This is a genomic window from Microbacterium lacus (genome assembly GCF_044794305.1).
GTDB classification, from domain to species: domain Bacteria; phylum Actinomycetota; class Actinomycetes; order Actinomycetales; family Microbacteriaceae; genus Microbacterium; species Microbacterium lacus_B.
The window spans coordinates 551,642-573,357 of sequence record NZ_CP084996.1 but is presented as its reverse complement, the minus strand read 5'-3'; the positions used below and the strand labels follow the sequence as shown (position 1 = coordinate 573,357).

General features: G+C 64.6%; 21 protein-coding genes. 15 read left to right on the top strand and 6 right to left on the bottom strand.

Going from position 1 to position 21,716, the window contains the following annotated elements:
• Positions 1-28 precede the first annotated feature (28 nt).
• On the bottom strand, positions 29-292 hold the full coding sequence (locus LG299_RS02860; protein WP_404433343.1) for a hypothetical protein: 264 nt from the start codon (positions 290-292) through the stop codon (positions 29-31).
• A gap of 476 nt (positions 293-768) precedes the next feature.
• On the opposite strand from LG299_RS02860, the gene smc reads away from it, so the two are divergent.
• The gene (gene smc / locus LG299_RS02855; protein ID WP_404433341.1) at positions 769-4,317 is read left to right on the top strand and encodes a chromosome segregation protein SMC; all 3,549 of its coding nucleotides are present in this window, start codon (positions 769-771) and stop codon (positions 4,315-4,317) included.
• 8 nt (positions 4,318-4,325) lie between these two features.
• Here the strand turns inward: smc and LG299_RS02850 are convergent, their stop codons facing one another.
• Positions 4,326-6,938: a DUF4062 domain-containing protein gene (locus tag LG299_RS02850; protein WP_404433339.1), complete on the bottom strand. Its 2,613-nt coding sequence runs from the start codon at positions 6,936-6,938 to the stop codon at positions 4,326-4,328.
• Between the two features lie 50 nt (positions 6,939-6,988).
• On the opposite strand from LG299_RS02850, the gene ftsY reads away from it, so the two are divergent.
• Together ftsY and LG299_RS02840 are read left to right on the top strand one after the other, a co-directional pair.
• Positions 6,989-7,861, top strand: coding sequence for a signal recognition particle-docking protein FtsY (ftsY, locus tag LG299_RS02845; RefSeq protein ID WP_404433337.1), 873 nt, complete (start codon positions 6,989-6,991; stop codon positions 7,859-7,861).
• A gap of 69 nt (positions 7,862-7,930) precedes the next feature.
• The gene (locus LG299_RS02840) at positions 7,931-8,431 is read left to right on the top strand and encodes a DUF2004 domain-containing protein (RefSeq protein WP_404433335.1); all 501 of its coding nucleotides are present in this window, start codon (positions 7,931-7,933) and stop codon (positions 8,429-8,431) included.
• Between the two features lie 116 nt (positions 8,432-8,547).
• Here LG299_RS02840 and lipA read toward each other — a convergent pair whose 3' ends face one another.
• Together lipA and lipB are read right to left on the bottom strand one after the other, a co-directional pair.
• Entirely contained in the window at positions 8,548-9,573 is a 1,026-nt protein-coding gene (lipA, locus tag LG299_RS02835) for a lipoyl synthase (RefSeq protein ID WP_404433333.1), read from the bottom strand.
• On the bottom strand, positions 9,570-10,208 hold the full coding sequence (gene lipB / locus LG299_RS02830; RefSeq protein ID WP_404434771.1) for a lipoyl(octanoyl) transferase LipB: 639 nt from the start codon (positions 10,206-10,208) through the stop codon (positions 9,570-9,572). The genes lipA and lipB overlap by 4 nt, the downstream gene beginning before the upstream one ends.
• A 99-nt stretch (positions 10,209-10,307) precedes the next feature.
• Here lipB and LG299_RS02825 point away from each other — a divergent pair, with 99 nt between their 5' ends.
• Both LG299_RS02825 and ffh read left to right on the top strand, forming a co-directional pair.
• Complete coding sequence (locus LG299_RS02825) at positions 10,308-11,294, top strand: TetR family transcriptional regulator (RefSeq protein WP_404433331.1); 987 nt, start codon at positions 10,308-10,310, stop codon at positions 11,292-11,294.
• Positions 11,295-11,333: 39 nt separating this feature from the next.
• Positions 11,334-12,896 carry a signal recognition particle protein gene (gene ffh, locus LG299_RS02820; protein ID WP_404433329.1) on the top strand — a complete coding sequence of 521 codons (1,563 nt, stop codon included), beginning with the start codon at positions 11,334-11,336 and terminating at the stop codon, positions 12,894-12,896.
• A 36-nt stretch (positions 12,897-12,932) separates the two neighbouring features.
• Here the strand turns inward: ffh and LG299_RS02815 are convergent, their stop codons facing one another.
• Entirely contained in the window at positions 12,933-14,096 is a 1,164-nt protein-coding gene (locus LG299_RS02815) for a glutamate--cysteine ligase (RefSeq protein ID WP_404433327.1), read from the bottom strand.
• Between the two features lie 203 nt (positions 14,097-14,299).
• On the opposite strand from LG299_RS02815, the gene rpsP reads away from it, so the two are divergent.
• The 5 genes from rpsP to trmD all read left to right on the top strand — a co-directional run bounded on the left by rpsP (position 14,300) and on the right by trmD (position 17,866).
• The gene (gene rpsP / locus LG299_RS02810; RefSeq protein WP_404433325.1) at positions 14,300-14,722 is read left to right on the top strand and encodes a 30S ribosomal protein S16; all 423 of its coding nucleotides are present in this window, start codon (positions 14,300-14,302) and stop codon (positions 14,720-14,722) included.
• Positions 14,723-14,727: 5 nt separating this feature from the next.
• Positions 14,728-14,958 carry an RNA-binding protein gene (locus tag LG299_RS02805; RefSeq protein WP_404433323.1) on the top strand — a complete coding sequence of 77 codons (231 nt, stop codon included), beginning with the start codon at positions 14,728-14,730 and terminating at the stop codon, positions 14,956-14,958.
• The gene (gene rimM, locus LG299_RS02800; protein WP_404433321.1) at positions 14,958-15,593 is read left to right on the top strand and encodes a ribosome maturation factor RimM; all 636 of its coding nucleotides are present in this window, start codon (positions 14,958-14,960) and stop codon (positions 15,591-15,593) included. The genes LG299_RS02805 and rimM overlap by 1 nt, the downstream gene beginning before the upstream one ends.
• Before the next feature lie 111 nt (positions 15,594-15,704).
• Positions 15,705-17,135 carry a pyruvate kinase gene (gene pyk, locus LG299_RS02795; protein ID WP_404433319.1) on the top strand — a complete coding sequence of 477 codons (1,431 nt, stop codon included), beginning with the start codon at positions 15,705-15,707 and terminating at the stop codon, positions 17,133-17,135.
• Between the two features lie 41 nt (positions 17,136-17,176).
• Positions 17,177-17,866 (top strand): tRNA (guanosine(37)-N1)-methyltransferase TrmD, encoded by a 690-nt coding sequence (gene trmD / locus LG299_RS02790; RefSeq protein WP_404433317.1) that lies wholly within the window; start codon positions 17,177-17,179, stop codon positions 17,864-17,866.
• Positions 17,867-17,878: 12 nt separating this feature from the next.
• Here the strand turns inward: trmD and map are convergent, their stop codons facing one another.
• On the bottom strand, positions 17,879-18,661 hold the full coding sequence (gene map / locus LG299_RS02785; protein ID WP_404433315.1) for a type I methionyl aminopeptidase: 783 nt from the start codon (positions 18,659-18,661) through the stop codon (positions 17,879-17,881).
• A gap of 77 nt (positions 18,662-18,738) precedes the next feature.
• On the opposite strand from map, the gene LG299_RS02780 reads away from it, so the two are divergent.
• The 5 genes from LG299_RS02780 (at position 18,739) to LG299_RS02760 (ending at position 21,676) form a co-directional block, all read left to right on the top strand.
• Positions 18,739-19,239 (top strand): MFS transporter permease, encoded by a 501-nt coding sequence (locus LG299_RS02780; RefSeq protein WP_404433313.1) that lies wholly within the window; start codon positions 18,739-18,741, stop codon positions 19,237-19,239.
• 172 nt (positions 19,240-19,411) lie between these two features.
• Positions 19,412-19,759 carry a 50S ribosomal protein L19 gene (rplS, locus tag LG299_RS02775; protein WP_404433311.1) on the top strand — a complete coding sequence of 116 codons (348 nt, stop codon included), beginning with the start codon at positions 19,412-19,414 and terminating at the stop codon, positions 19,757-19,759.
• A gap of 104 nt (positions 19,760-19,863) precedes the next feature.
• Positions 19,864-20,655 carry a signal peptidase I gene (lepB, locus tag LG299_RS02770; RefSeq protein ID WP_404433309.1) on the top strand — a complete coding sequence of 264 codons (792 nt, stop codon included), beginning with the start codon at positions 19,864-19,866 and terminating at the stop codon, positions 20,653-20,655.
• Positions 20,652-21,308, top strand: coding sequence for a ribonuclease HII (locus tag LG299_RS02765; RefSeq protein ID WP_404433307.1), 657 nt, complete (start codon positions 20,652-20,654; stop codon positions 21,306-21,308). The genes lepB and LG299_RS02765 overlap by 4 nt, the downstream gene beginning before the upstream one ends.
• Before the next feature lie 44 nt (positions 21,309-21,352).
• Positions 21,353-21,676, top strand: coding sequence for a DUF2469 family protein (locus LG299_RS02760; RefSeq protein WP_404433305.1), 324 nt, complete (start codon positions 21,353-21,355; stop codon positions 21,674-21,676).
• Positions 21,677-21,716 lie beyond the last annotated feature (40 nt).

Below are 21,716 nucleotides of genomic sequence, written 5' to 3'. Positions count from 1 at the left end.
GGACCTGTGGACGGGGTCCGCACCACCGCTACTGTTGCGGCCACTGATTGCGCAGTCGCAGTTTTGCCTGGTCGCGATCCAAGCGATCCCGCTCGTTCGCCACGAGGCGTGAGTGGGAGTCGTGATCCGTGCGATTGCGCGCACGGCGAGTGCTGCGGAGCAGCAGCCACAGACCCAGACGCAACGAGGCGCGATCGGTCAGGCTGAGTGCAGCGCGATCAGCCGGCGGTAGCGGCAGATCGAGGGGCGGAAGAAGGTCCGGAGCGCGGACTTCTACGAGGAGCTTTGGCATGAGAGTGTCTCGATTCGAGATGAAGAAGGGTGAGGATGCGGGATCAGAGGTGATCCGCGATGCACGAAAGTGCTGAGGCCGCTCGGTGGCGACGGTCAGTGACCGTTGAGGATCGCTACCAGGCAACGGGGCCGGGGAATCTGGCAGGACCAGCATGGTCCGCGCAGAGTTCTCTCCCGAACCGCTCAGCCGAGGGTAGAGACGGCGGCGCCGAAGGAAACGGTCGCCAATGTGGCTGCGCTACGGATGACTCCGCGCGGTGCAATTGTGATGTGCATAAGCATTGGGCGACCTCCTTTCAACTTCAGACGCGAGAAGGACGCTAGCGCAGGTGGGAACTGGCTGTCAAGTATCCCGGGCGTGTCGCACCAAACTCGTGCGACGGCGGCACCTGCACATGCCCGGCCACGCCTGCGCGGACCGAGGGCTTCACTCGGGTAGCGTGGGGCGATAGTCGATCCAGGGGAGAACTTGCTATGCACCTGAAGAGCGTCACGCTCAAAGGGTTCAAGTCGTTCGCTCAGCCGACCACTTTCGCCTTCGAACCCGGGGTCACCTGCATCGTCGGGCCGAACGGATCGGGCAAGTCGAACGTCGTGGACGGGCTTGCTTGGGTCATGGGCGAGCAAGGTGCCAAGACCCTCCGCGGCGGCAAGATGGAAGACGTCATCTTCGCAGGCACCTCGACCCGCGGACCGCTTGGCCGCGCCGAAGTGCAACTGACGATCGACAACCACGATGGCGTCCTCCCGATCGAGTACTCAGAAGTCACGATCAGCCGAACTCTGTTCCGCAACGGTGCGAGTGAGTACGCGATCAACGGCGACGTCTGCCGGTTGCTCGATGTTCAGGAGCTTCTGAGCGACTCCGGTCTTGGCCGTGAGATGCACGTGATCGTTGGCCAAGGGCGGCTCGACAACGTTCTGCAGGCCACTCCCGAAGACCGGCGCGGATTCATCGAAGAAGCTGCCGGCATCCTGAAGCATCGTCGCCGCAAAGAGAAGACCCTCCGCAAGCTCGAAGCGATGGAAGCCAACCTCACACGGTTGAGCGACCTGGCGGGGGAGCTGCGACGACAGTTGAAGCCGCTCGGTCGTCAAGCTGACATCGCTCGGGAGGCCGCGACCATCGCCGCCGTTCTGCGGGATGCGAAGGCGCGGCTCTTCGCCGCCGATCTTGTTGCTCTGCGCGCTGAGCTCGCCGACCACGCGCGCAGTGAGCAAGAGCGCCACTCTGAGCGCCTCGTGCTGCAAGATCAGTCCGAAACCGTGCGTATGCGCATCGAAGCGCTCGAGCGCGACCAGCGGTCGGAAGCGGTCGACGAAGCGCGGCGTGTCTCCTTCGCGCTGGAGCGTGTACAAGAGCGACTGAGGTCGCTGTTCACCTTGACCGGCCAAAGGCTGGCACTCCTCGGCGATCCTGACGCCGACGACAGCGCCCAGTCGACCACGGTCTCTCAGGCGAGTATCGACGACGCTCGCGCCGAGATCGACGAGATTTCGGCAGGGTTGGGCGAGGCTCAGGATGCCGCCGCCGAAGCATCCCGCGAAGTCATGCGTGCGCGCGCCGAACTGGACGCGCTCGATGTCGACATCGCGGCCCAGAGCGCGCTGGTCTCTGAGCACGACATGCGCGTCACCGCGCTGCGCGGATCCGCGGAAGCGGCCGCTTCGGCGTTGGCTGCCGTCCAGTCCGCGGTCGAGCGTCAACAGCGGGCGCTAGATGCCGCCCTCGCACGCCGTGCGGAGGCAGAAGAGGCCCTGGCGGGCGTCGACCCGGACCTTGTGCCCGAGGGTTCGGCTGCCGAATACGCATCCGCGTACGAGCACGCCCAACGCGACGCGAACGAGGCCGAGTCGGCGGTCGCCCTTCTGCGTGAGCGCCTGCACGCGGCGGAACGCGAGCGGGAGGCGCTGATCGCGCAAACGACCGCGCTCGGTCGCGCGCTCGAGGTAAAGAACGCGGCGAGCAGCTTGATCGCCGACGGTCGACCGGGCCTGCGCGGACTCGTCGGCGATGCCATCCAGGTGCGCCCCGGATTTGAGGCCGCGATTGCCGCTGTGCTCGGCCCCGTCGCCGAGGGGGTGTTGGTCGATGGCCGCACCGAAGCGTTCGCTTTGGCTGCCGAGCTCAGCGTCGCGGACCTCGGGGTGGTCGATATCGTCATCGCAGAGGCCGAGTCGATGAGTCCGGTGTTCGAGAAGATCACGGGGATCGTTCCCGCGTGCGAGGTCGTCACCGCTCCCGACGGGGTGCTCGGAATCCTGTCCTATGTCGTCATCGCTGATGACCTCGGTGTCGTACGCGCGGCACGTCCCGCTCTTGCCGCCGCTGACCTCGGTGGTCCGATCACCGTCGTCACCCGCGCCGGCGAGGTCTACACCGAATACTCGCTTCGTGCCGGGGCCGGAGCATCCCGCTCCCGTCTCGAACTCGCCGCCGAGCGTGACGCGGCCGCCGTGCGCCGAGACGAGGTGTTCGTGGTCGCCGACGCGTTGCGCGACGCGCTCTCCGACGCAACGGTCTCTCTCGAGAGCGCGCGTCAGCGCACGAAAGCGGCCCTCGCGACCCTCCGAGCGCATGACGCGGCCCTCGCTGCCCATACCGAACAGGTCAACCGGGCGACCGTGCGACACGAGGCGGCGGTGGCCGAATGCGATCGCTTGGCCGCCGGTCTTGCCCAGGCGGCATCTGCGGTCGACGACGCCGAAGCTGCGGCGCGTGTCGCCGAAGACCGCCTCACTGCAGCGCGGGAAGAGCCCCGCCCGATCCTCGACGCGTCGTCGCGTGAAGGTCTGCTCGGTGCCCTCGACGCTACTCGGGATTCCGAGATGCGGTGCCGGCTCGAGGTCGAAACGCTGAGGGAGCGCATTCGCGCAGGTGAGGCCCGCGTGATTCAGTTGGAACGTCAGCGTGAGCGGGAACGGGAGGCTGCGGCCGAGGCCGCTCGACGGGCGGTCATCCGGCGCATTCAGCGTGAGATTGCGTCGGGCGTTGCGGCGAAACTGCCCGAATTGCTCAACTCGGTCGATCGTTCCGTGGCGCAGGCTCGGTTCGAACTCGCCGAAGCCGAGAGTGCGCGGACGGCGCTCACTGGCGAACTGGCGGAGCTTCGCCGCCAAGACATCACGACCCGTGAACGTCTGTCCGGGCTGACCGAAAGTGTGCACAGCCTCGAGCTGCAGATGCACGAGAAGCGGCTGCACGTCACCGGACTGCTCGAGCGTGTCGCATCCGAGCTCGGCTTCGACGAGAACATTCTTGTTTCGGAATATGGCCCTGATCAGCCTGTTCGGTTGCAGAATGGCGACGAAGCAGGTGCGGAGGACGAAGCATCCGTCGAAACATCTGTCGTTCCCTTCGATCGTGCCGCGCAACGCAAGCGTCTGCAGGATGCCGAGCGCAAGCTCGCTCAGCTCGGCAAGGTCAACCCGCTCGCGCTCGAAGAATTCGAAGCGCTCGAGCAACGCCACAAGTTCTTGACCGAGCAACTCGCCGATCTGACGCAGACCCGCAAGGACCTGCTCACGATCATCGAAGAACTCGACGAGCGGATGCAGGTCATTTTCCTCGCAGCGTTCGAAGACACCAGAGTTGCATTTGGCGAGGTCTTTCCGATCCTCTTTCCGGGCGGCACCGGAAGCATCAGTCTCACCGACCCTGACAACCCGCTCACCACCGGCATCGAAGTGTCGGTGCGGCCGGTCGGCAAGAAGATCGAGCGGCTCTCGCTGCTTTCGGGCGGTGAGCGTTCGCTCGCCGCGGTCGCTTTGCTGACGGCGATCTTCAAGGCCCGGCCGAGTCCCTTCTACATCCTCGACGAGGTCGAAGCAGCCCTCGACGACGCGAACCTCGGTCGCCTCCTGGGTGTCTTCGAGCAGCTACGCGAATCGAGCCAGCTCATCGTGATCACGCACCAGAAGCGCACGATGGAGATTGCCGATGCTCTCTACGGGGTTTCCATGCGTCAGGACGGCGTCTCGGCCGTCGTCGGCCAGCGGGTGGGCGAGAGAGCTGCCAGCTGAGCTGTCCGCTACGGCTGGGCGGCGTCGAAATCGACTGCCCTGCGGATAAGGGCGAGCGCATCGACGAGCCGCATCGCGCGGCCAGCGGTGTATGCGGAGGCCCAATCGGAGGTACTCACCTGACCGGACACGAGATCGCGCAGGACGGCTTCGGTCCGTCGAGAGTTCGGCCACGAACTCACCCCGGCGCGCTCCCGTAGTCCGTCCATCGAGCCCAGCGCGGTCACCGCCAGTTCGGGCTTCCCTTCGGCTGTCGTGACGTATCCGAACGCTGCCAGAAGAAGGCAGGCTGACAGCGTGGTGACGCGAGTGTCGTCGAGCCCGCTGAGCGCGCGCCGGATCTGCTGGCGAGCATTCTGATGGTCTCCGGCACGAACGGCGATGAGCGCCAGATGCGTGCGGGCACTCAGGGTGAGCCATTGGATGCCGAAGCGGGATCCGAGGGTGTCGACTTCGGTCAGATGCTGCCGCGCGGAGGCATCGTCACCGACCGACATCTCCAGCATCCCGACAGTCAGCGCTGCTGAGGCAACGAAGGGGTCTCTCTGCGCGGCGAACCCGCCGTACGCAGCCTTCGCCGCCTCGAGAGCACCCGTCACTTCCCCCCGGAGCGGGAGTACCCATGACGCCGCGAGCAACAGCAGGTTGCGCATTTCGACGTCAGCCATTCCTGTCAGCACATCTTGGATGTCGTCCAACGACGACATCGCGCTCATGTCTTCACCTACCTCGGTCGCCGTGACAGCGGTGGTGAACAGCAGCTCAGCGCGGGCTCTTTCATCGAGAGTGTCGATGCCGACGCGTCGGTGCAACTCGTTCGCCCATGCTCTTCCTTCGGGCATCCGGTCGTGGATCTGCCAGTAGAGCCACAGCGTCCTCAACAGATGCGGAAGCCTGGTCATGTCATTCTCGAAGAACCAGCGAAGCGCGGCGCGAAGGTTGTCGTCGTCGGCGCGAAGGCGATCGGTCCATTCGATGAGCTGCTCGGCGACGATCTCGGATTCGGCGAGGTGCGCGAAGTATTCGGCGTGACGGAGTTGCACGCTTTGTCGATCATGTTCGCTCAGGAGCTCAGCGGCGAACTCGCGTACAGAGGTGAGCATGCGAAATCGGGGTTCGCTGCGTGATGCATCGACACTGACGAGACTTTGGGCCACAAGGGTGTCGAGAACGTCGAGCATGTCCTCCTCATCGGTCTCGGCGATCGCAGATGACGCTGAGAGCGTCCATCCATCGACGAAGGCAGAAAGGAGCGCGAGGGTTCGCCGGTCCGCGTCACGGAGCAGCCCGACACTCCATTCGACCGTTGCTCGCAGGGTGCGCTGCCGTTCGGGCAGGTCGATGGGACCGGTTCCGAGAGTGTCGAGGACGTTCTCGAGACGGCTGAGGAGCGCCGGAGGATCGAGGAGTCGAGTACGGGCCGCTGCGAGCTCGATCGCGAGCGGCACTCCATCCAACCGACGACAGATCTCGCGCACTGCCGCGATCTGCTCCGGGGTGGTTCCGACACCGCGTCGAACGGCTTCGGCGCGGTCGAGAAACAGTCGAACGGCGGGGAGGGCGATCGTTTTGGCAGCCGAAAGGACATCGGAGTCCTCGCCCGTGCCGAGCGCGCTGAGAACGTACTCGTGCTCGGCACGGAGCCGCAATGCGATCCGGCTTGTGGTGAGCAACTTCAGCCCGGGACAGCGCGTGAGCAGATCGTCGAGCTGAGGAGCGACTGCGATGACCTGTTCCAGATTGTCGAGAATGAGAAGGACGTCGTCTTCGCCGAAGTGCTCGACGAGGGCGTCGCTGGCGGAGCGCGCGCCTTCGACGATGACGCCGAGCGCGGCGGTGACCCGTGAAAGTACGTCTGCATGGCGTTCCACGGCCGCGAGCGAGACGAACGAAACAGCAGACGGTCCGTCGGCTGCGAACGCTTCGCCGACCGCGATCGCGAGGCGGGTCTTTCCGATACCACCCGGGCCGGTCAGGTTGACCAGTCGGACGGCCGGCTGCCTGAGTAGGTCCACGACCGCCGCGACCTCCGCGCTCCGACCGATCAACGAGGTGGATGTCACCGGCAGGGTTCGCCGCGCGTTCCTCCTCGGGGTGACCGCGGGCGAGTCATCCGGCGGCAAGAGACGCTGCGAACTCACGAACCGCTCGCTCAACAACAGCGCGAGGTCGTCCCGCACCAGCCTTCCGAGTTCTCGGGCGCTACGGAATGTGCGATAGGCGTCCGTCCCGTTGTTGCGGATCTCGTCGATCATCGCACTCAGTTGCGGGTGCCGGTCTGGCGCGGGAGCCTTCAGGTAGAGCAGACGTGGGCGATCGCCGGAGAGCCTGAACTCGTCTTCGAGGCCAGAGATCTCCATGCCTGGGCCGACCCATCCGTAGCTCTCCCAGTAGAGCCCGATGAAGACATCCGATTGAGCCAAGTACGCGCGGTAGAGCTCTTGGGGCGCGTGAGGGCGTGCGCCGAGTTCGAACATCACCGGCGCAAGGCCGAGTGATGTGATGGAGCGTGCAACGACCGCGCGCTCGTCAGCGAGTTCGACGAGGGTGGAACTCACAAACACGCGCAGTCGTTGATCGGGGGTGCGGATCACCATTCCGCCGACGTCGCGCGCAGACATGCCATCATCATGCCGTGATCGTGGCCCGGCCGCGCGCCTAGGCTTGACCCATGGCAGAAAGCTCCTGGTCGCTCGGTCGCGCGTTGCGCGGTGTGTTCGTCAAGCCCACGATCGACGAGACCACGTGGGAAGACCTCGAGACCGCGCTGCTCACCGCCGACTTCGGGCCCGACATCACCGAGCGCCTCGTCGACGAACTCCGCGAGATGGTCGAGCGCTACCGCACGACCGACCCCCGCGACCTCCAGCGGATGCTCAAAGAGACTCTCGAAGAGCACTTCGCGAAGTTCGACACGACCCTGAAGCTCACCGAGCGTCCGGCAGTCGTGCTCGTCGTCGGCGTCAACGGCGTGGGCAAGACCACCACGATCGGCAAGTTCGCCAAGTTCCTCCAGCGCTACGGTCGCTCTGTGGTGGTCGGCGCGGCCGATACCTTCCGCGCTGCGGCCGTCGACCAACTCGCAACCTGGGCTGAGCGTGGCGGAGCCGCGATCGTGCGACCTCAGCAGCAGGGTCAGGATCCCGCATCCGTCGCCTATCAAACGATCGACTACGCCATCCGCACCGGTACCGAGATCGTGCTCGTCGACACCGCCGGACGCCTGCATACCAAGGGCGGACTGATGGACGAGCTCACCAAAATCCGCCGCGTGATTGAGAAGCAGGCGCCGATCAGCGAAGTGCTTCTCGTGCTTGATGCCACGACCGGACAGAACGGTGTGCTGCAGGCTCAGGCCTTTCTCGAGCACGCCGGAGTAACCGGACTTGTGCTCACGAAGCTCGACGGCTCGGCCAAGGGCGGGTTCGTGCTTGCGGTGCAGGAGAAGACGGGAATCCCGGTCAAACTCTTGGGCCAGGGCGAAGGAATCGGCGACCTCACCGGTTTCACGCCGCACGTCTTCGCGGCTTCGTTGGTGGACTGAGCGAACGACACGCAGACGACACGCCCGCTGGGGCTATCGAATGCGGCGTTTCGCTGGTTCTATGGGCGTATGGCGATCGAACACGATTACTTCGGACTGCTCGAGTCGGGCCCGGACGGCTCGATCTTCTGGTCTGAGAACGTGGATCTGGGGGACCAGACCGTGACCGTCGATCTGACGGCGCCCGACCAGGATGACGTTTCGGAGGCCGCGCTTGATGTTGCCGCGGGCTTGATCTCTTCCATCGAGGCGATCGACCTCAATGCGCGCAACGCGATGGTCAACGAACTCGACGACCGCACCAGTGAAGTGACCGAGTACATCCTTCAGCAGCAGCATGAGTTGGGCGAAGAGATCGAAGAACTTCTCGTCGACATTTCGGGCGATACGCCGATCGACATCATCCGCTCGCTGCAACTCATGAGCATGACCATTCTTGCCGACGAGCACGGTGGCGCTGATCCCTTTGCGGTCCTAGAGTATGCACTCGATCCCGACGCGACCGACGACGTGCTGCTGGTGAACTTGGGATCCGACGGCGACATCCTCTCGGTCACGTCCGCCGACTGACACGGGCTTTCTCGCCCACCTCGACACTGACGTCGAGAACCCAGTCCGCCGACGAAAACCCCGTTGTGGGCGGTGTTCTCGTCGCGGGAGTGAGTTCTCGGTGAAGAGACCGGCGGCTAGACCGCCTGGGCGAACCCCGTGTCGGCAGTCTCCGCGAACTGCGAGAGATGCGGGGGGATGCTGCGACCCTTCGAGATCATCGACTGAGCCCACAGGCGCCCGGCGCGGTACGACGAGCGCACCAGCGGACCGGCGAGCACTCCCAAGAACCCGATCCGCTCGGCTTCTTCTTTGAACTCGACGAACTCCTGAGGCTTCACCCAGCGATCGACCGGGAGGTGTCGCGGGGAGGGGCGCAGGTACTGCGTGATCGTGATGATGTCGGTGCCCGCATCGTGCAGGTCTTGCAGCGCATGGATGACCTCTTCGGGCTCTTCGCCCATGCCGAGGATCAGGTTCGACTTGGTGATGAGCCCGAAATCGCGGGCCTGTGTCAGTACGTCGAGCGATCGCTCGTACCGGAACGCCGGACGAATGCGCTTGAAGATGCGCGGCACGGTCTCGACATTGTGCGCGAACACCTCCGGCCGCGACTCGAAGACTTCGCGCAGAAGGGCCGGGTCGCCGTTGAAGTCGGTGGCGAGGATCTCGACACCGGTGTTCGGGTTCATCGCGTGGATCTGGCGCACGGTCTCTGCGTGCAGCCATGCGCCGCCGTCGGGCAGGTCATCGCGGGCGACCCCGGTGACGGTGGCGTACCGCAGGTTCATGCGTACGACGCTCTCCGCGACGCGTCGGGGTTCATCCCTGTCGTAGTCGGCGGGCTTGCCGGTGTCGATCTGGCAGAAGTCGCAACGCCGCGTGCACTGCGAGCCACCGATGAGGAAGGTGGCCTCTCGGTCTTCCCAGCACTCGTAGATGTTGGGGCAGCCGGCTTCTTGGCAGACCGTGTGCAGGTCTTCGCTTTTCACGAGCGAGTGCAGGGCCTGGTATTCCGGACCCATCTTCGCCTTGGTCTTGATCCACTCGGGCTTGCGCTCGATCGGAGTCTGCGCGTTGCGCACTTCCAGACGCAGGAGTTTGCGGCCGGCCGGTGCGGTCGCCGGTCCGGATGCCTCAGCCGGCACTCCGCACGCGCTCATGCCGACACCGCCGCGTACTCAGCCTCGAACACGCGCGCCACGGTGTCGACAATGTCGGCGGGCGATATGTGTGCGCCCACAACCTCGCTGACCGTCGTGACTCCGGCATCCGTTATTCCACACGGGATGATGCCGCGGAAACCCGCGAGTGTGTTGTCGCAGTTGATCGCGAACCCGTGCATCGTGACGCCCTTTTCGACGCGAACACCGATGGCGGCGACCTTGTCTTCAGACAGCGGTCGGCGTACCCACACTCCGCTGCGACCCTCGACTTGGTAGCCATCGACTCCGTGCTCGCCGAGCGCAGCGATAAGCAGACGCTCGAGACGGCGGACGTGCGCGACGACATCCATTGGTTCGATCAGTCGCAAGATGGGGTACCCGACGAGTTGGCCGGGGCCGTGCCACGTGATCTTGCCGCCGCGATCGACGTCGACGACCGGGGTGCCATCGGTGGGGCGCTCCTGCGGTTCGGTGCGTTTGCCCGCCGTGTACACGGCTTCGTGCTCGAGGAGCAGCAACGTGTCGGGCTTCGTTCCTGCGACAACCTCGGCGTGCACGCGGCGCTGAAGCGCCCAGCCATCGAGATATGGCACGAATGACGGTGCGAGTCCTGCGATCTGAATGTCGAGCACCATGTCTTCTTCGTTGTTCCTTCGCTCGTCGCGGATTGTTGGAGCGAGTACAACAATACTCTTCGCCGGCGCGTAGGCGCCGCGTCGTACGCTGGGGTCATGTCAGCCGGTAGACCGCGCGCGTCCTCGCGCGACACTCTCGCCGATGCGGCGTGCGAGTTGTTTCTCGAGCAGGGGTTCGATGCGACGTCGATCGTCGACATCACCTCGCGCGCTGGTGTCAGTCGGTCAAGCTTCTTCAACTACTTCGCGTCGAAGTCCGACATTCTCTGGGCAGGCCTCGACGAGCGAATCGCCGCGCTCGAGGTCGCGCTTGACGCGGCGGATATCGCGGGGGCCCCGGCCGCCGTCCACCGCGCCGTCATGGCTCTCGCGAACGAGTTCTCACCTGATCCCCTCGCGCTTGCGATCGTGAACGCGCAGACGATGGGCCTGGACGACGAGCTCATTCGAGAGTCTTCGCTTCGCAGGGCGCGCATCGCTCGGGCAGTCACCGGTCTTTTCGTTCGTTCCGGTGCCGACCGTCTAAGCGCCGAGGTGTCGGGCTCAGCCTGGGGCGGAGCCGTCCTCGCCGCGGTGGATGCGTGGGCACGGGATGGCGCTGGCCGCACGCCGATCAGGCGGTTCATCGAGCGAGCTGCTGCCGCCGCTGCCGGTGTCGGCGCGGCGACGGAGTCAGGAGCGGTCAGGCAGCTCCGGCTCGTCGTGCACGCGTCCGAGTTTGAAGAAGCGCTGAGCTTTTACCGAGACGGAGCCGGGATGCCTCAGGCCGAGGCGTACGAAGCGGACGGGGGAGCACGCGTCGTCATCCTTGACGCCGGCCGGGCAACACTCGAACTTGCGAACTCCGCGCAAGTCTCCTTCATCGACAGCGTCGAGACGGACGGGGATGCTCCGAGTGACCGGTTGCGCGTGGCGCTCGAGGTCGGGGACACTGCCGCTGCGGTCGAGCGCCTCGTCGCCGCGGGAGCAGAGGTCGAGGCATCCGCTCGTGAAACCCCGTGGCGATCGATCAATGCGCGCCTCCGCGCACCCGCCGACCTCCAGGTGACGCTCTTTCAGGAACTCGGGCCCCCGCGCGATTGAATCGGTAGGGCGCCCGTGCTCGCGTAAACTTGGGGGATCATGGCGACTTTCGGCACACTCTCCGACCGACTTACCGAGACCTTCCGCAACCTGCGCAAGAAGGGTCAGCTGACCCCCGCAGATGTGGACGGGACCGTTCGCGAGATTCGGCGCGCGCTGCTCGACGCCGATGTCGCCCTCGCGGTCGTCAAGGACTTCACCGCGAAGGTGCGCGAGCGCGCGCTCGGCGACGAGGTCAACCGAGCCCTGAACCCTGCCCAGCAGGTCGTGCAGATCGTCAATGAAGAGCTCATCGCGATCCTCGGTGGTCAGCAGCGCCGTCTGCAGTTCGCGAAGAACCCGCCGACGGTCATCATGCTCGCCGGCCTGCAGGGTTCGGGTAAGACCACGTTCGCCGGAAAGCTCGCCAAGATGCTCGAGAAGGACGGCCACACTCCGCTTCTCGTTGCCGCAGACCTTCAGCGCCCGAATGCCGTGAACCAGCTTCAGGTCGTCGCGCAGCAGGCGGGTGCGGCGATCTACGCGCCCGAGCCCGGCAACGGCACCGGCGACCCGGTGCGCGTGGCGCGCGATGGCGTCGAGATCGCCCGTCGTCAGCAGCACGACATCGTCATCATCGACACGGCCGGACGCCTCGGCGTCGACGCCGAAATGATGAAGCAGGCCTCCGACATCCGCAAGGCCACAGACCCTGACGAGGTGCTCTTCGTCATCGACGCGATGAGCGGGCAGGATGCCGTGAATACGGCGAAGGCCTTCCAAGAGGGCGTCGACTTCACAGGTGTCGTGCTCTCCAAGCTTGACGGCGACTCCAAGGGTGGAGCGGCGCTGTCAGTCGCCTCGATCACCGGTCGCCCGATCATCTTCGCCTCCACCGGTGAGGGCCTTGACGACCTTGAAGCCTTCCACCCCGATCGCATGGCGCGCCGCATCCTGGATCTTGGCGACATCCTGACCCTCATCGAACAGGCCCAGCAGGCCTTTGACGAGGAAGAGGCCATGAAAATGGCCGAGAAGCTCGCGACCGAGAACTTCACCCTCGAGGACTTCCTCGAGCAGATGCAGCAGCTCAAGAAGATGGGCTCGATGAAGAAGATGCTCGGCATGCTGCCGGGCATGGGCCAGATGAAGCAACAGCTCGAAGACTTCGACGAGAAGGAGATCGACCGCACCGAGGCGATCATCCGCTCGATGACGTTGGGTGAACGTCGCAACCCCAAGATTCTCAACGGATCACGTCGCCTGCGCATCGCGCGCGGTTCGGGCATGACGGTGACCGAGGTCAACGCGCTTGTCAACCGCTTCGAGCAGGCCGCGAAGATGATGAAGACCGTCGCCCGCGGCGGCACGCCGAACATTCCCGGCATGGGTCCGATCCCTGGTTCCCGCCCCGGAGCCTCCGCGAAGCGCGGCAAGCAGGTCAAGTCGAAGGGCTCACGGTCGGGCAACCCCGCCAAGCGCGCCCAAGAGAACGCCGGCATCGCCGCTCAGGCTCCTGCCGCACCGACCGGGTCAGGCTTCGGCCTCGGCGGTTCGGGCGCGAAGGGTGCGCCGAGCGAAGCTGACCTCGCCGAACTGCAGAAGCTGCTCGGCAAGGGCTGAACCAGCTCACTGCCGGAGCGCCGCCAGTCGCGGCACCTAGTGCCCGAGGGCGGCGAGGTGTTCGCGCAGGGTGGGGCCTGCCCGGAACTCGCGGATGAGGTGGTGCACGACCTCACGAAGGTCGCCGTCCGCGGCATCCGCGACCATCGTCTGGCGCGCATAACTCGCGCCCTGCGTCATGATCGTCTCGAGTCCTGCGAACTCGCGCGCGCAATGCAGATCACCCGCAATGTCGCTGACGCGTGCCATGGTTTCGCGAAGGTGGTCACGCACAGGCATCTGCGTTCCCGCACTGTCGACGATGACCCGCGCATCCAGTCCGTAGCGTGCCGCGCGCCACTTGTTCTCGCGCACGAACCACGGCTGAATCGTAGGCAGTTCACGCCCCTCGTCGAGCTGCCGCGAGAAGTACTCCACGAGTACCTGGACCAGCGAGGCGACCGCGGCAAGCTCCGGCAGGGTCGACATGCCGTCGCACGCGCGGACCTCGATGGTTCCCCAGCGGGGAGCCGGGCGGATGTCCCACCGCACTTCGGAGGCATCCGCCATCACGCCGGTGCGTTCCATGTCGCCGAGATAGCCCTCGAACTCCGACCAGTTCTGCAACGGCCAGGGCAGACCCGCGGTGGGGAGCTGCTGAAACACCAGGGAGCGGTTGGATGCGTAGCCTGTGCGCTCACCTGCCCAGAACGGGCTGGAGGCCGAGAGCGCTTGAAGGTGCGGAAGGTAGACCGCGAGAGCATTGATGATCGGGAAGACCTTGTTGACGTCTTCCACGCCGACGTGCACATGAATCCCCCAGATCATCATGTTGCGCCCCCACCATTGGGTGCGCTCGATGAGCTTGTGATACCGGGTCTTGTCAGTGACCTGCTGGTCATACCATTGGGCGAACGGATGACTGCCGGCACAGAGCAGCTCAACCTGCATCGGATTGGTCACCGTGCGGATTGCCGCTATCGCATCGGCGATGTCATCTACTGCCGCGGCGATGGTGCCGCCGATGCCGCTGGTGACCTCAACCGTGTTCGTGAGCAGTTCTCCGGTGACCGTGTAGCGCTCAAGAGCCGTTTGCTCTTCCAACACAGCGAGCACTTCTGGGGCCCGCGGTGCGAGGTCGCCTGTCTCTCCGTCGGCGAGCATCAACTCCCACTCGAGTCCGACCGAAGACCGCGCAGAAGTCGCGAAGGGCACCGTCATTCGGACAGTTTGGCATGCGGATGCGTCGAAGCGACGTATTCCTGAGGTGTTCGCGAGACCGGCGGCCCTGTGAGAGAATTATTGGTCGGACGTGATGCTCGACCCTCTATCCAGCATCTTCGTCCTCCTTTTGAGCTTCCGCCGGGTGTGCAACCCCACCTCCAGGCGATCAGTTCGTTCACTTCCACACATTCAGGAGAATCGTGGCTGTCAAGATCCGTCTCAAGCGCATGGGCAAGATCCGCGCGCCGTACTACCGCATCGTCGTCGCTGACTCGAAGACCAAGCGCGATGGTCGTGTCATCGAAGAAATCGGCAAGTACCACCCCACCGAAGAGCCCTCGTTCATCGAGGTCAACTCCGACCGTGCACAGTACTGGCTCAGCGTCGGTGCACAGCCGACCGAGCAGGTCGCCGCGCTGCTGAAGCTCACCGGTGACTGGGGCAAGTTCAAGGGCGACAAGAACGCCGTCTCGACCGTCAAGGTCAAGGAGCCGAAGGCGCCTTTCGAGATCGACGCGTCCAAGAAGTCCGTCGTCAAGCCCAAGGCCGAGAAGAAGGCCGAAGCGCCTGTCGAGGCTCCCGCTGACGAGGCTCCGGCCGCCGACGCGACCGACGCAGAGTAGTCGCTGTGCTCTCCGCCGCGCTCGAGCACGTCGTCAAGGGGATCGTCGATCACCCGGACGATGTCCGCATCCACTCATCGACGTCGCCCCGCGGTGACGTCCTCGAGGTGCACGTGCACCCGGATGACCGTGGTCGCGTGATCGGGCGCGGCGGACGCACTGCAAAGGCGTTGCGCGCGCTGATCAGCGCGCTCGCCGACGGGCGTCGCGTCCGCGTTGACGTCGCGGACGACTGATGTCGTCGCCCGCACCGACCGGCCGCACACAGTTGCGCGTGGGTCGTCTCGTCAAGGCGCACGGACTCAAGGGCGCACTCAAGATCGAGCTGTACACCGACGACCCCAAGGGTCGTTTCGTCCCTGGTGCGACATTCACGTTGCAGGTGCCCGAGGCATCCCCCTGGCATGGCAAGCCGCTCACCGTCCGGGAGTTCCGCTTCATGAACAGCCACCCCGTGGCGTTCTTCGAAGGCGTTGATGATCGCGATGCGGCAGAAGCACTCGTGCGCGCCATTCTGTGGATTGATGAGGATGCTGCCGCCACCCCGGCCGAAGACGATGCGTGGTACGACCACCAGCTGGTCGGGCTCGATGTCGTCCGCGACGGCACGACCGTGGGTCGCGTGATCCGCGTGGAGCACATGCCCTCGCAGGACCTCCTGATCGTGCGTTCCGCCGCCGACGCCGACAACGAGATTCTGGTGCCGTTCGTCAAGGCGATCGTGCCCGAGGTCGATATCGCTGCAGGTCGTGTCATCGTCACACCGCCCCCCGGACTCTTCGAAGAGCTTGCCGGCGACGAGAGCGATGCTGACGAGGTTGGAGCCGGCGAAGCCGGATCCGGCGAACCTGCCGCCGACAAGACCTCCTGAGCCCCCCGGTTCGGCGTTCCACTCGGGTATCGATACGAATCCGACATCCGCACGTAACCCGCATCCCCTCGCGATGCGGCAGAGTGAACGAGAGTTCCTCGGGAGGTTTGCATGCGTCGTGCGAAGATCGTGGCCACACTCGGCCCCGCAACGGAGGACTATTCCGTTGTGGAGTCGCTCGTGGGGGCGGGACTGGATGTCGCCCGCCTCAACCTGAGCCACGGCGACTATTCCGTTCACGAGCAGATGTACGCACACGTTCGCCGCGCGAGCGAGACCACGGGCCGCGCGGTCGGGATTCTCGTCGATCTGCAGGGCCCGAAGATCAGACTCGCGCGCTTTGCGGATGGACCGCACATGCTCTCACCCGGCGATGAATTCACGATCACGACCGAAGATGTCGTGGGTACCCGCGAGGTCGTCGGAACGACGTATCCTCAGCTCGCCACCGACGTGACTGCAGACGACACGATCCTCATCAACGACGGAAAGGTACGCCTCCGAGTGGTGCACACCGACGGTGTACGCGTGCGCACCGAGGTGGTCGTCGGCGGCGAGGTATCGGATAACAAGGGAATCAATCTTCCGGGTGTGGCGGTGTCCACCCCGGCGATGAGTGAGAAGGACGAGCGCGACCTCCGGTGGGCAATTCGGCTCGGTGCCGACATCATCGCGCTGTCGTTCGTCCGTGCTGCGAAGGATGCTCATCGCGCTCGGGTGATCATGGCTGAGGAGGGGCGTGACCTTCCGATCATCGCCAAGATCGAGAAGCCCGAGGCGGTGGACAATCTACAGGAGATCATCGATGCGTTCGATGGCGTCATGGTGGCGCGCGGTGACCTCGGGGTCGAATTGCCCTTGGAGGCCGTCCCGATCGTGCAGAAGCGCGCGATCGAGCTCGCTCGGCGTTGGGCGAAGCCAGTGATCGTTGCCACGCAGATGCTCGAGTCGATGATCCAGAACCCCGTTCCCACGCGGGCAGAGACATCCGACGTCGCCAACGCCGTCATCGACGGTGCGGATGCCGTCATGCTCTCAGGTGAGACGAGCGTGGGGGTCCATCCGGTCGTTGTGCTGGAGACGATGGCCCGCATCGTTGAGTCGACCGAGGTTCACGGACTCTCGCGCATTCCTGCGCTCGGGACGAAGCCACGAACGCAAGCCGGTGCGGTCACGTTGGCGGCCGCGAGCATCGCCGAGTTCGTCGATGCCACCGCCGTGTGCGTTTTCAGTCAATCGGGTGACACTGCTCGCCGCATGTCGAGACTTCGTCACGCAGTGCCGATCATCTCCTTCACCGACCTCCCCGGATCACGCGCACGCAACGCGCTCTACTGGGGTGTGCAGACCTACCTCGTTCCTCGTGGGAAAGACACCGACGAGTTGGTCGTTATCATCGACGACACGCTGCTGGGTCACGGACTCGCGCAAGTCGGTGACCGGGTCGTGATGACGGCGGGGGCGCCTCCCGGGGTTGCCGGCTCCACCAACAACGTGCGGGTGCATATCGTCGGTACCGGCGCGTCCGAGACCTTGGGCTGAGGCAAATTCTCGCGGGAACAAGCGCTCTCTAGACTCGAAGCATGCGCGTCGACATCGTTACGATCTTCCCCTCGTTCTTCGACGTACTCGAAGTCTCGCTGCTGGGCAGGGCCCGCGGAAGCGGCATCCTCGATGTGCGCGTGCATGACCTGCGCGATCACACCCTCGATCGCCACCGCACGGTCGACGACACCCCGTACGGCGGCGGTGCCGGAATGGTCATGAAACCGGAACCCTGGGGCTTGGCACTCGATGCCATCTTGGCGGATACTGCAACCCCGCCGATCTTCATCTTCCCGTCGCCTGCCGGCGAGCGGTTCACGCAGAACACGGCACGCGAACTCGCCGACGCTCCGCAGCTTGTTTTCGGCTGTGGCCGATACGAGGGCATAGACGAGCGGGTCTTCGAGTATGCGAGGACCCTGGGCGAGGTACGCCTTATCAGCCTCGGGGATTACGTTCTCAACGGAGGAGAAGTCGCCGCAATGGCGATGATCGAGGCGATCGGTCGATTGATCCCCGGAGTCGTCGGAAACCCGAAAAGTCTGGTCGAGGAGTCACACGAGGAGGGCCTGCTCGAATACCCCTCGTACACCAAACCCGCGGACTGGCGCGGGTACGAGGTCCCGGACGTGCTCCGCAGTGGCAATCACGCATTCATCAACCAGTGGCGGCGTGACCAGCAGTTGGTTCGTACGCGCGAGCGTCGACCGGATCTCCTAACCGAGTAGGGGTTCTTTCGGTCAGTCCACGCCGAGGAAGGAGCGGTCCGTCAGAATTACCGGGCCGGTCTCGGTGATGGCGATCGTGTGCTCGGAGTGAGCGCCGCGCGATCCGTCGGCGGAGCGCAGAGTCCAGCCGTCCGGATCGGTGATGAGTTCGTCCGTCGTCTGCAGGAACCACGGCTCGAGCGCCATGACAAGGCCCGCGCGAAGCGGGTAGCCCCGACCCGCCTTGCCGTCGTTGGGCACGTGAGGATCGCCGTGCATGATGCGGCCGACGCCGTGGCCGCCGAAGTCTGTGTTGATCGAGTACCCGTCGGCGTAGGCGATCTCGGCGATCGCTGCTGAGATGTCGCCGATGCGGTTGCCGACCACCGACGCCGCGATGGCGGCATCCAGTGCCCGCTCGGTCGTGTCGATGATGGCGAGGTCTTCGTCGCGCGGACTCCCGACAACGAAGGAGACGGCAGAATCAGCGACCCAACCGTCCACCGAGACGGCGAAGTCCAGCGTGACCAGGTCGCCGTCCCTGAGGTCGTAGTCGAAGGGGAGGCCGTGCAGGACGGCGTCGTTGACCGCAGTGCAGATCACCTTTCCGAAGGGGCTGGCGCCGAACGAGGGGTGGTAATCGATGTAGCACGACGTCGCGCCCGCGCGGCGAATCATGTCATGAGCTCGGCGATCGATCGCGAGCAGGTTGGTGCCCACGCGAGTTTCATCCCGCAGGGTCGCCAGCGTCTCTGCGACGAAGCGCCCGGCCGGCTTCATCGCTTCGATTTCGGCAGGGGTTCGCAACTCGATCATTCAGGTGAGTCCTCTCGTTCTCTCTATTCTCGCCGACCTCACACCCACCGCGCGCGTCACCGGCGTAGCATCGATCCATGTTGTTGCGTCGAGTCTTCTTCGGCTGGCTCATCCCTGCCGCCTTCGTCTTGCCGCTGTGGTTGCTCATCGGGTGGGGCATCACAGGCGCCGGCGGCTGGGCGTTCTTGTGGGTACTCTTCCTTGCGATCCCCGGAGTCTTCATCTGGCAGCTCGTCCTGACCCTCTTGGTGCGCGCACGTGGCACCGTTCGTACGTCGCGTGCCGTGTCGTGGTGGGATGTTCTCGGTTTCACCGTGTGGCACGCGCTCGTCATTTCACTCGGCTTGTTCGTTCAGGACTGGTGGGCGCCGACGATGGTGACCACGATCCTCGTGGGTCTCGGACTCTTCTGGTTGGAGCTGTGGCAGCTGTGGCGTGAGGCAAAGCCGAGCGTGACGTTACTCCATACGACCGAAGGCGTCGCGTACTTGCCGCCCATGGACACTGCTCCTCCGCGCACAAGCACTGCGCAACCTAACGTGATCGTGGTCACCGAGAAGAGCAACCCCACGCCTTAGGCACGCGTTTTGTCGAGTGCCGTATCCATGGCAGAATGGATATTTGTGCCCTGACCAGACTCTGCCTCAGGGGAGTCCGCGGATAGCTTGATGCTGTCGGCCTCGGGCACACGAACTTTCCTTCCCATTACTTCCCGCGGTCGACCTGTGGCGGCCGCAGAGAGAAAAGATCATGCAGATCCTCGATTCCGTTGATGCAGCATCGCTGCGCTCGGACATCCCCTCGTTCAGCCCCGGTGACAACGTGAAGGTTCACGTGAACATCACCGAAGGTAACCGCTCGCGAATCCAGGTGTTCCAGGGCGTCGTGATTGGTCGCTCGGGCGACGGCGTGCGCGAGACCTTCACGGTCCGCAAGATCAGCTTCCAGGTCGGCGTTGAGCGTACCTTCCCGGTCCACAGCCCTGTCATCGACCATATCGAGGTCGTAACCCGCGGTGATGTGCGTCGCGCGAAGCTGTACTACCTGCGCAACCTTCGCGGCAAGAAGGCCAAGATCAAAGAGAAGCGCGACAACTAAGTCCTTCTCGCTCGAAACCCCGGACCTTACGGTCCGGGGTTTCGTCGTTGTGTGGCACCCTTGTAGGGCGACATGTCATGCCTGACGGTCGGGCAAGGAACTCCATGACGACCGAGAAGACGGGGCTGACAGAGCCGCTCCCTTCCTCACCTTCGCGGGCGGATGCGACAGCCCGTCGCTCACGCGGCGGCTGGGCGTTTCTGCGCGACGTGCTGGTGATCGTGCTCGTTGCGGTGCTCGTGTCCTTCCTGGTCAAAACGTTCGTGGTGCGCTCCTTCTACATCCCGTCGGGATCGATGGAGAACACACTCATGGTGAACGATCGCATTTTCGTGGACGAGATCACGCCGCGGTTCGGAGGCTACGACCGCGGCGACATTGTCGTCTTCCGCGATCCCGGCGGTTGGCTTCCCCCCTCGAACGCGCCGGCGCGCCCGCCACTGATCGAGGCGCTGGACTGGACGCTGTCCCTCGTCGGACTCTCCGCTCCCGACAGCGACGACCACCTGGTCAAGCGCATCATCGGGATGCCGGGAGACCATGTCGTCTGTTGCAATGCGCTTGGCCAGATCACGGTCAACGGCATTCCCATTGACGAGACCAACTACATCGAGGTGCCCTCAAGCGACGCGGCAGCATCCGGAGACTCCTTCGACGTCGTTGTCCCGGCGGAAAGCCTGTGGGTGCTGGGCGACAACAGATACCGGTCCAAGGACTCCCGCTACAACACCGACCAGCCGGGCAAGGGCTTTGTTCCGATCGAGAACGTCGTGGGGCGTGCGTTCGTGATCACATGGCCGCTCGACCGGTTCGGGTCGCTCGATTTCCATCATGACGTCTTCGCCAGCGTGCCGGACCCCGCTGACGAGGAACCCGCGAAAGACTCGGCTCGGTGACAGTGACCGAGCCGAGGCTCACGCTTGAACGGCGGCTGCTGCGCGAGCATCCTCTCCTGATCGCCTGCGATGAGGTGGGGCGCGGAGCTCTGGCAGGCCCCGTCGCCGTCGGGGCGGTCGTCATCGATGCCCCAAGATCCCGCAAGCGCGTGCCGAAGGGGCTTCGCGACTCCAAGCTCGTGCCCGAACATCGCAGACCCGAGGTCGCAGCCCGCGCGGCATCATGGGTCTCGGCCAGTGCGGTGGGATGGGCAAGCGCCACAGAGATCGATGAGATCGGCATCATGAGAGCGCTGGGGCTCGCGACAGTCCGCGCCCTCGCCGACCTGCGTTCCCACGGATTCGTTCCCGAAGATGCCGTGGTCATTCTCGACGGAAACTACGACTACATCACCCCGGCAGGCGCAGTCGGGCTCGATATACGTCCGGTTATCAAGGCCGACCGTGACTGTGCCAGCGCGGCCGCAGCATCCGTTATCGCCAAGGTCGCTCGCGACGGCCTCATGACCGGCCTCCACGACGACCTCCCGGTCTACGAGTGGGCGCGCAACAAGGGGTACGCGAGCTCCGAACACCGCGAGGCGATCAGAACTCATGGGATCAGCGCGCATCATCGCGCCAGTTGGTCGTTGATTCCGCAGACCCTGTTCTGAGCGCGGTGTCCGCGCGGCCGACGGACTCATAAGATGGAATCACCATGGATGACGAAGTCTTCGAAGACTATGACCGCGAACTCGAACTCGCGCTCTACAAGGAGTATCGGGACGTCGTCTCGCAGTTCCAGTACGTGATTGAGACAGAGCGACGGTTCTACCTCGCGAATGAAGTGAACGTCGTGCGGCGCGATACAGAGCACGACTTCTACTTCGAGATCTCGATGACCGACGTCTGGGTCTGGGACATCTACCGTGCCGACCGGTTCGTGAAGGCGGTGCGAGTACTCACGTTCAAGGACGTCAACGTCGAGGAGCTCACTCGTCGCGATTTCCACCTTCCGGAAGAGCTTTCGCTCGACACCTGAGCCGGTTTGCGACCCGCATCCATTCCCTAACAACGCGGTG

Excerpts from the sequence above, each read along its gene's own strand:
- LG299_RS02760 (WP_404433305.1), top strand. The coding sequence starts at position 21,353 with ATGGATGACGAAGTCTTCGAAGACTATGACCGCGAACTCGAACTCGCG.
- trmD (WP_404433317.1), top strand. The coding sequence starts at position 17,177 with ATGCGCGTCGACATCGTTACGATCTTCCCCTCGTTCTTCGACGTACTC.
- lepB (WP_404433309.1), top strand. The coding sequence starts at position 19,864 with ATGACGACCGAGAAGACGGGGCTGACAGAGCCGCTCCCTTCCTCACCT.
- lipA (WP_404433333.1), bottom strand. The coding sequence starts at position 9,573 with ATGAGCGCGTGCGGAGTGCCGGCTGAGGCATCCGGACCGGCGACCGCA.
- rplS (WP_404433311.1), top strand. The coding sequence starts at position 19,412 with ATGCAGATCCTCGATTCCGTTGATGCAGCATCGCTGCGCTCGGACATC.
- ffh (WP_404433329.1), top strand. The coding sequence starts at position 11,334 with ATGGCGACTTTCGGCACACTCTCCGACCGACTTACCGAGACCTTCCGC.
- ftsY (WP_404433337.1), top strand. The coding sequence starts at position 6,989 with ATGGCAGAAAGCTCCTGGTCGCTCGGTCGCGCGTTGCGCGGTGTGTTC.
- LG299_RS02850 (WP_404433339.1), bottom strand. The coding sequence starts at position 6,938 with ATGTCTGCGCGCGACGTCGGCGGAATGGTGATCCGCACCCCCGATCAA.
- rimM (WP_404433321.1), top strand. The coding sequence starts at position 14,958 with ATGTCGTCGCCCGCACCGACCGGCCGCACACAGTTGCGCGTGGGTCGT.
- LG299_RS02840 (WP_404433335.1), top strand. The coding sequence starts at position 7,931 with ATGGCGATCGAACACGATTACTTCGGACTGCTCGAGTCGGGCCCGGAC.
- pyk (WP_404433319.1), top strand. The coding sequence starts at position 15,705 with ATGCGTCGTGCGAAGATCGTGGCCACACTCGGCCCCGCAACGGAGGAC.
- smc (WP_404433341.1), top strand. The coding sequence starts at position 769 with ATGCACCTGAAGAGCGTCACGCTCAAAGGGTTCAAGTCGTTCGCTCAG.
- LG299_RS02860 (WP_404433343.1), bottom strand. The coding sequence starts at position 292 with ATGCCAAAGCTCCTCGTAGAAGTCCGCGCTCCGGACCTTCTTCCGCCC.
- map (WP_404433315.1), bottom strand. The coding sequence starts at position 18,661 with ATGATCGAGTTGCGAACCCCTGCCGAAATCGAAGCGATGAAGCCGGCC.
- LG299_RS02825 (WP_404433331.1), top strand. The coding sequence starts at position 10,308 with ATGTCAGCCGGTAGACCGCGCGCGTCCTCGCGCGACACTCTCGCCGAT.
- LG299_RS02815 (WP_404433327.1), bottom strand. The coding sequence starts at position 14,096 with ATGACGGTGCCCTTCGCGACTTCTGCGCGGTCTTCGGTCGGACTCGAG.
- LG299_RS02780 (WP_404433313.1), top strand. The coding sequence starts at position 18,739 with ATGTTGTTGCGTCGAGTCTTCTTCGGCTGGCTCATCCCTGCCGCCTTC.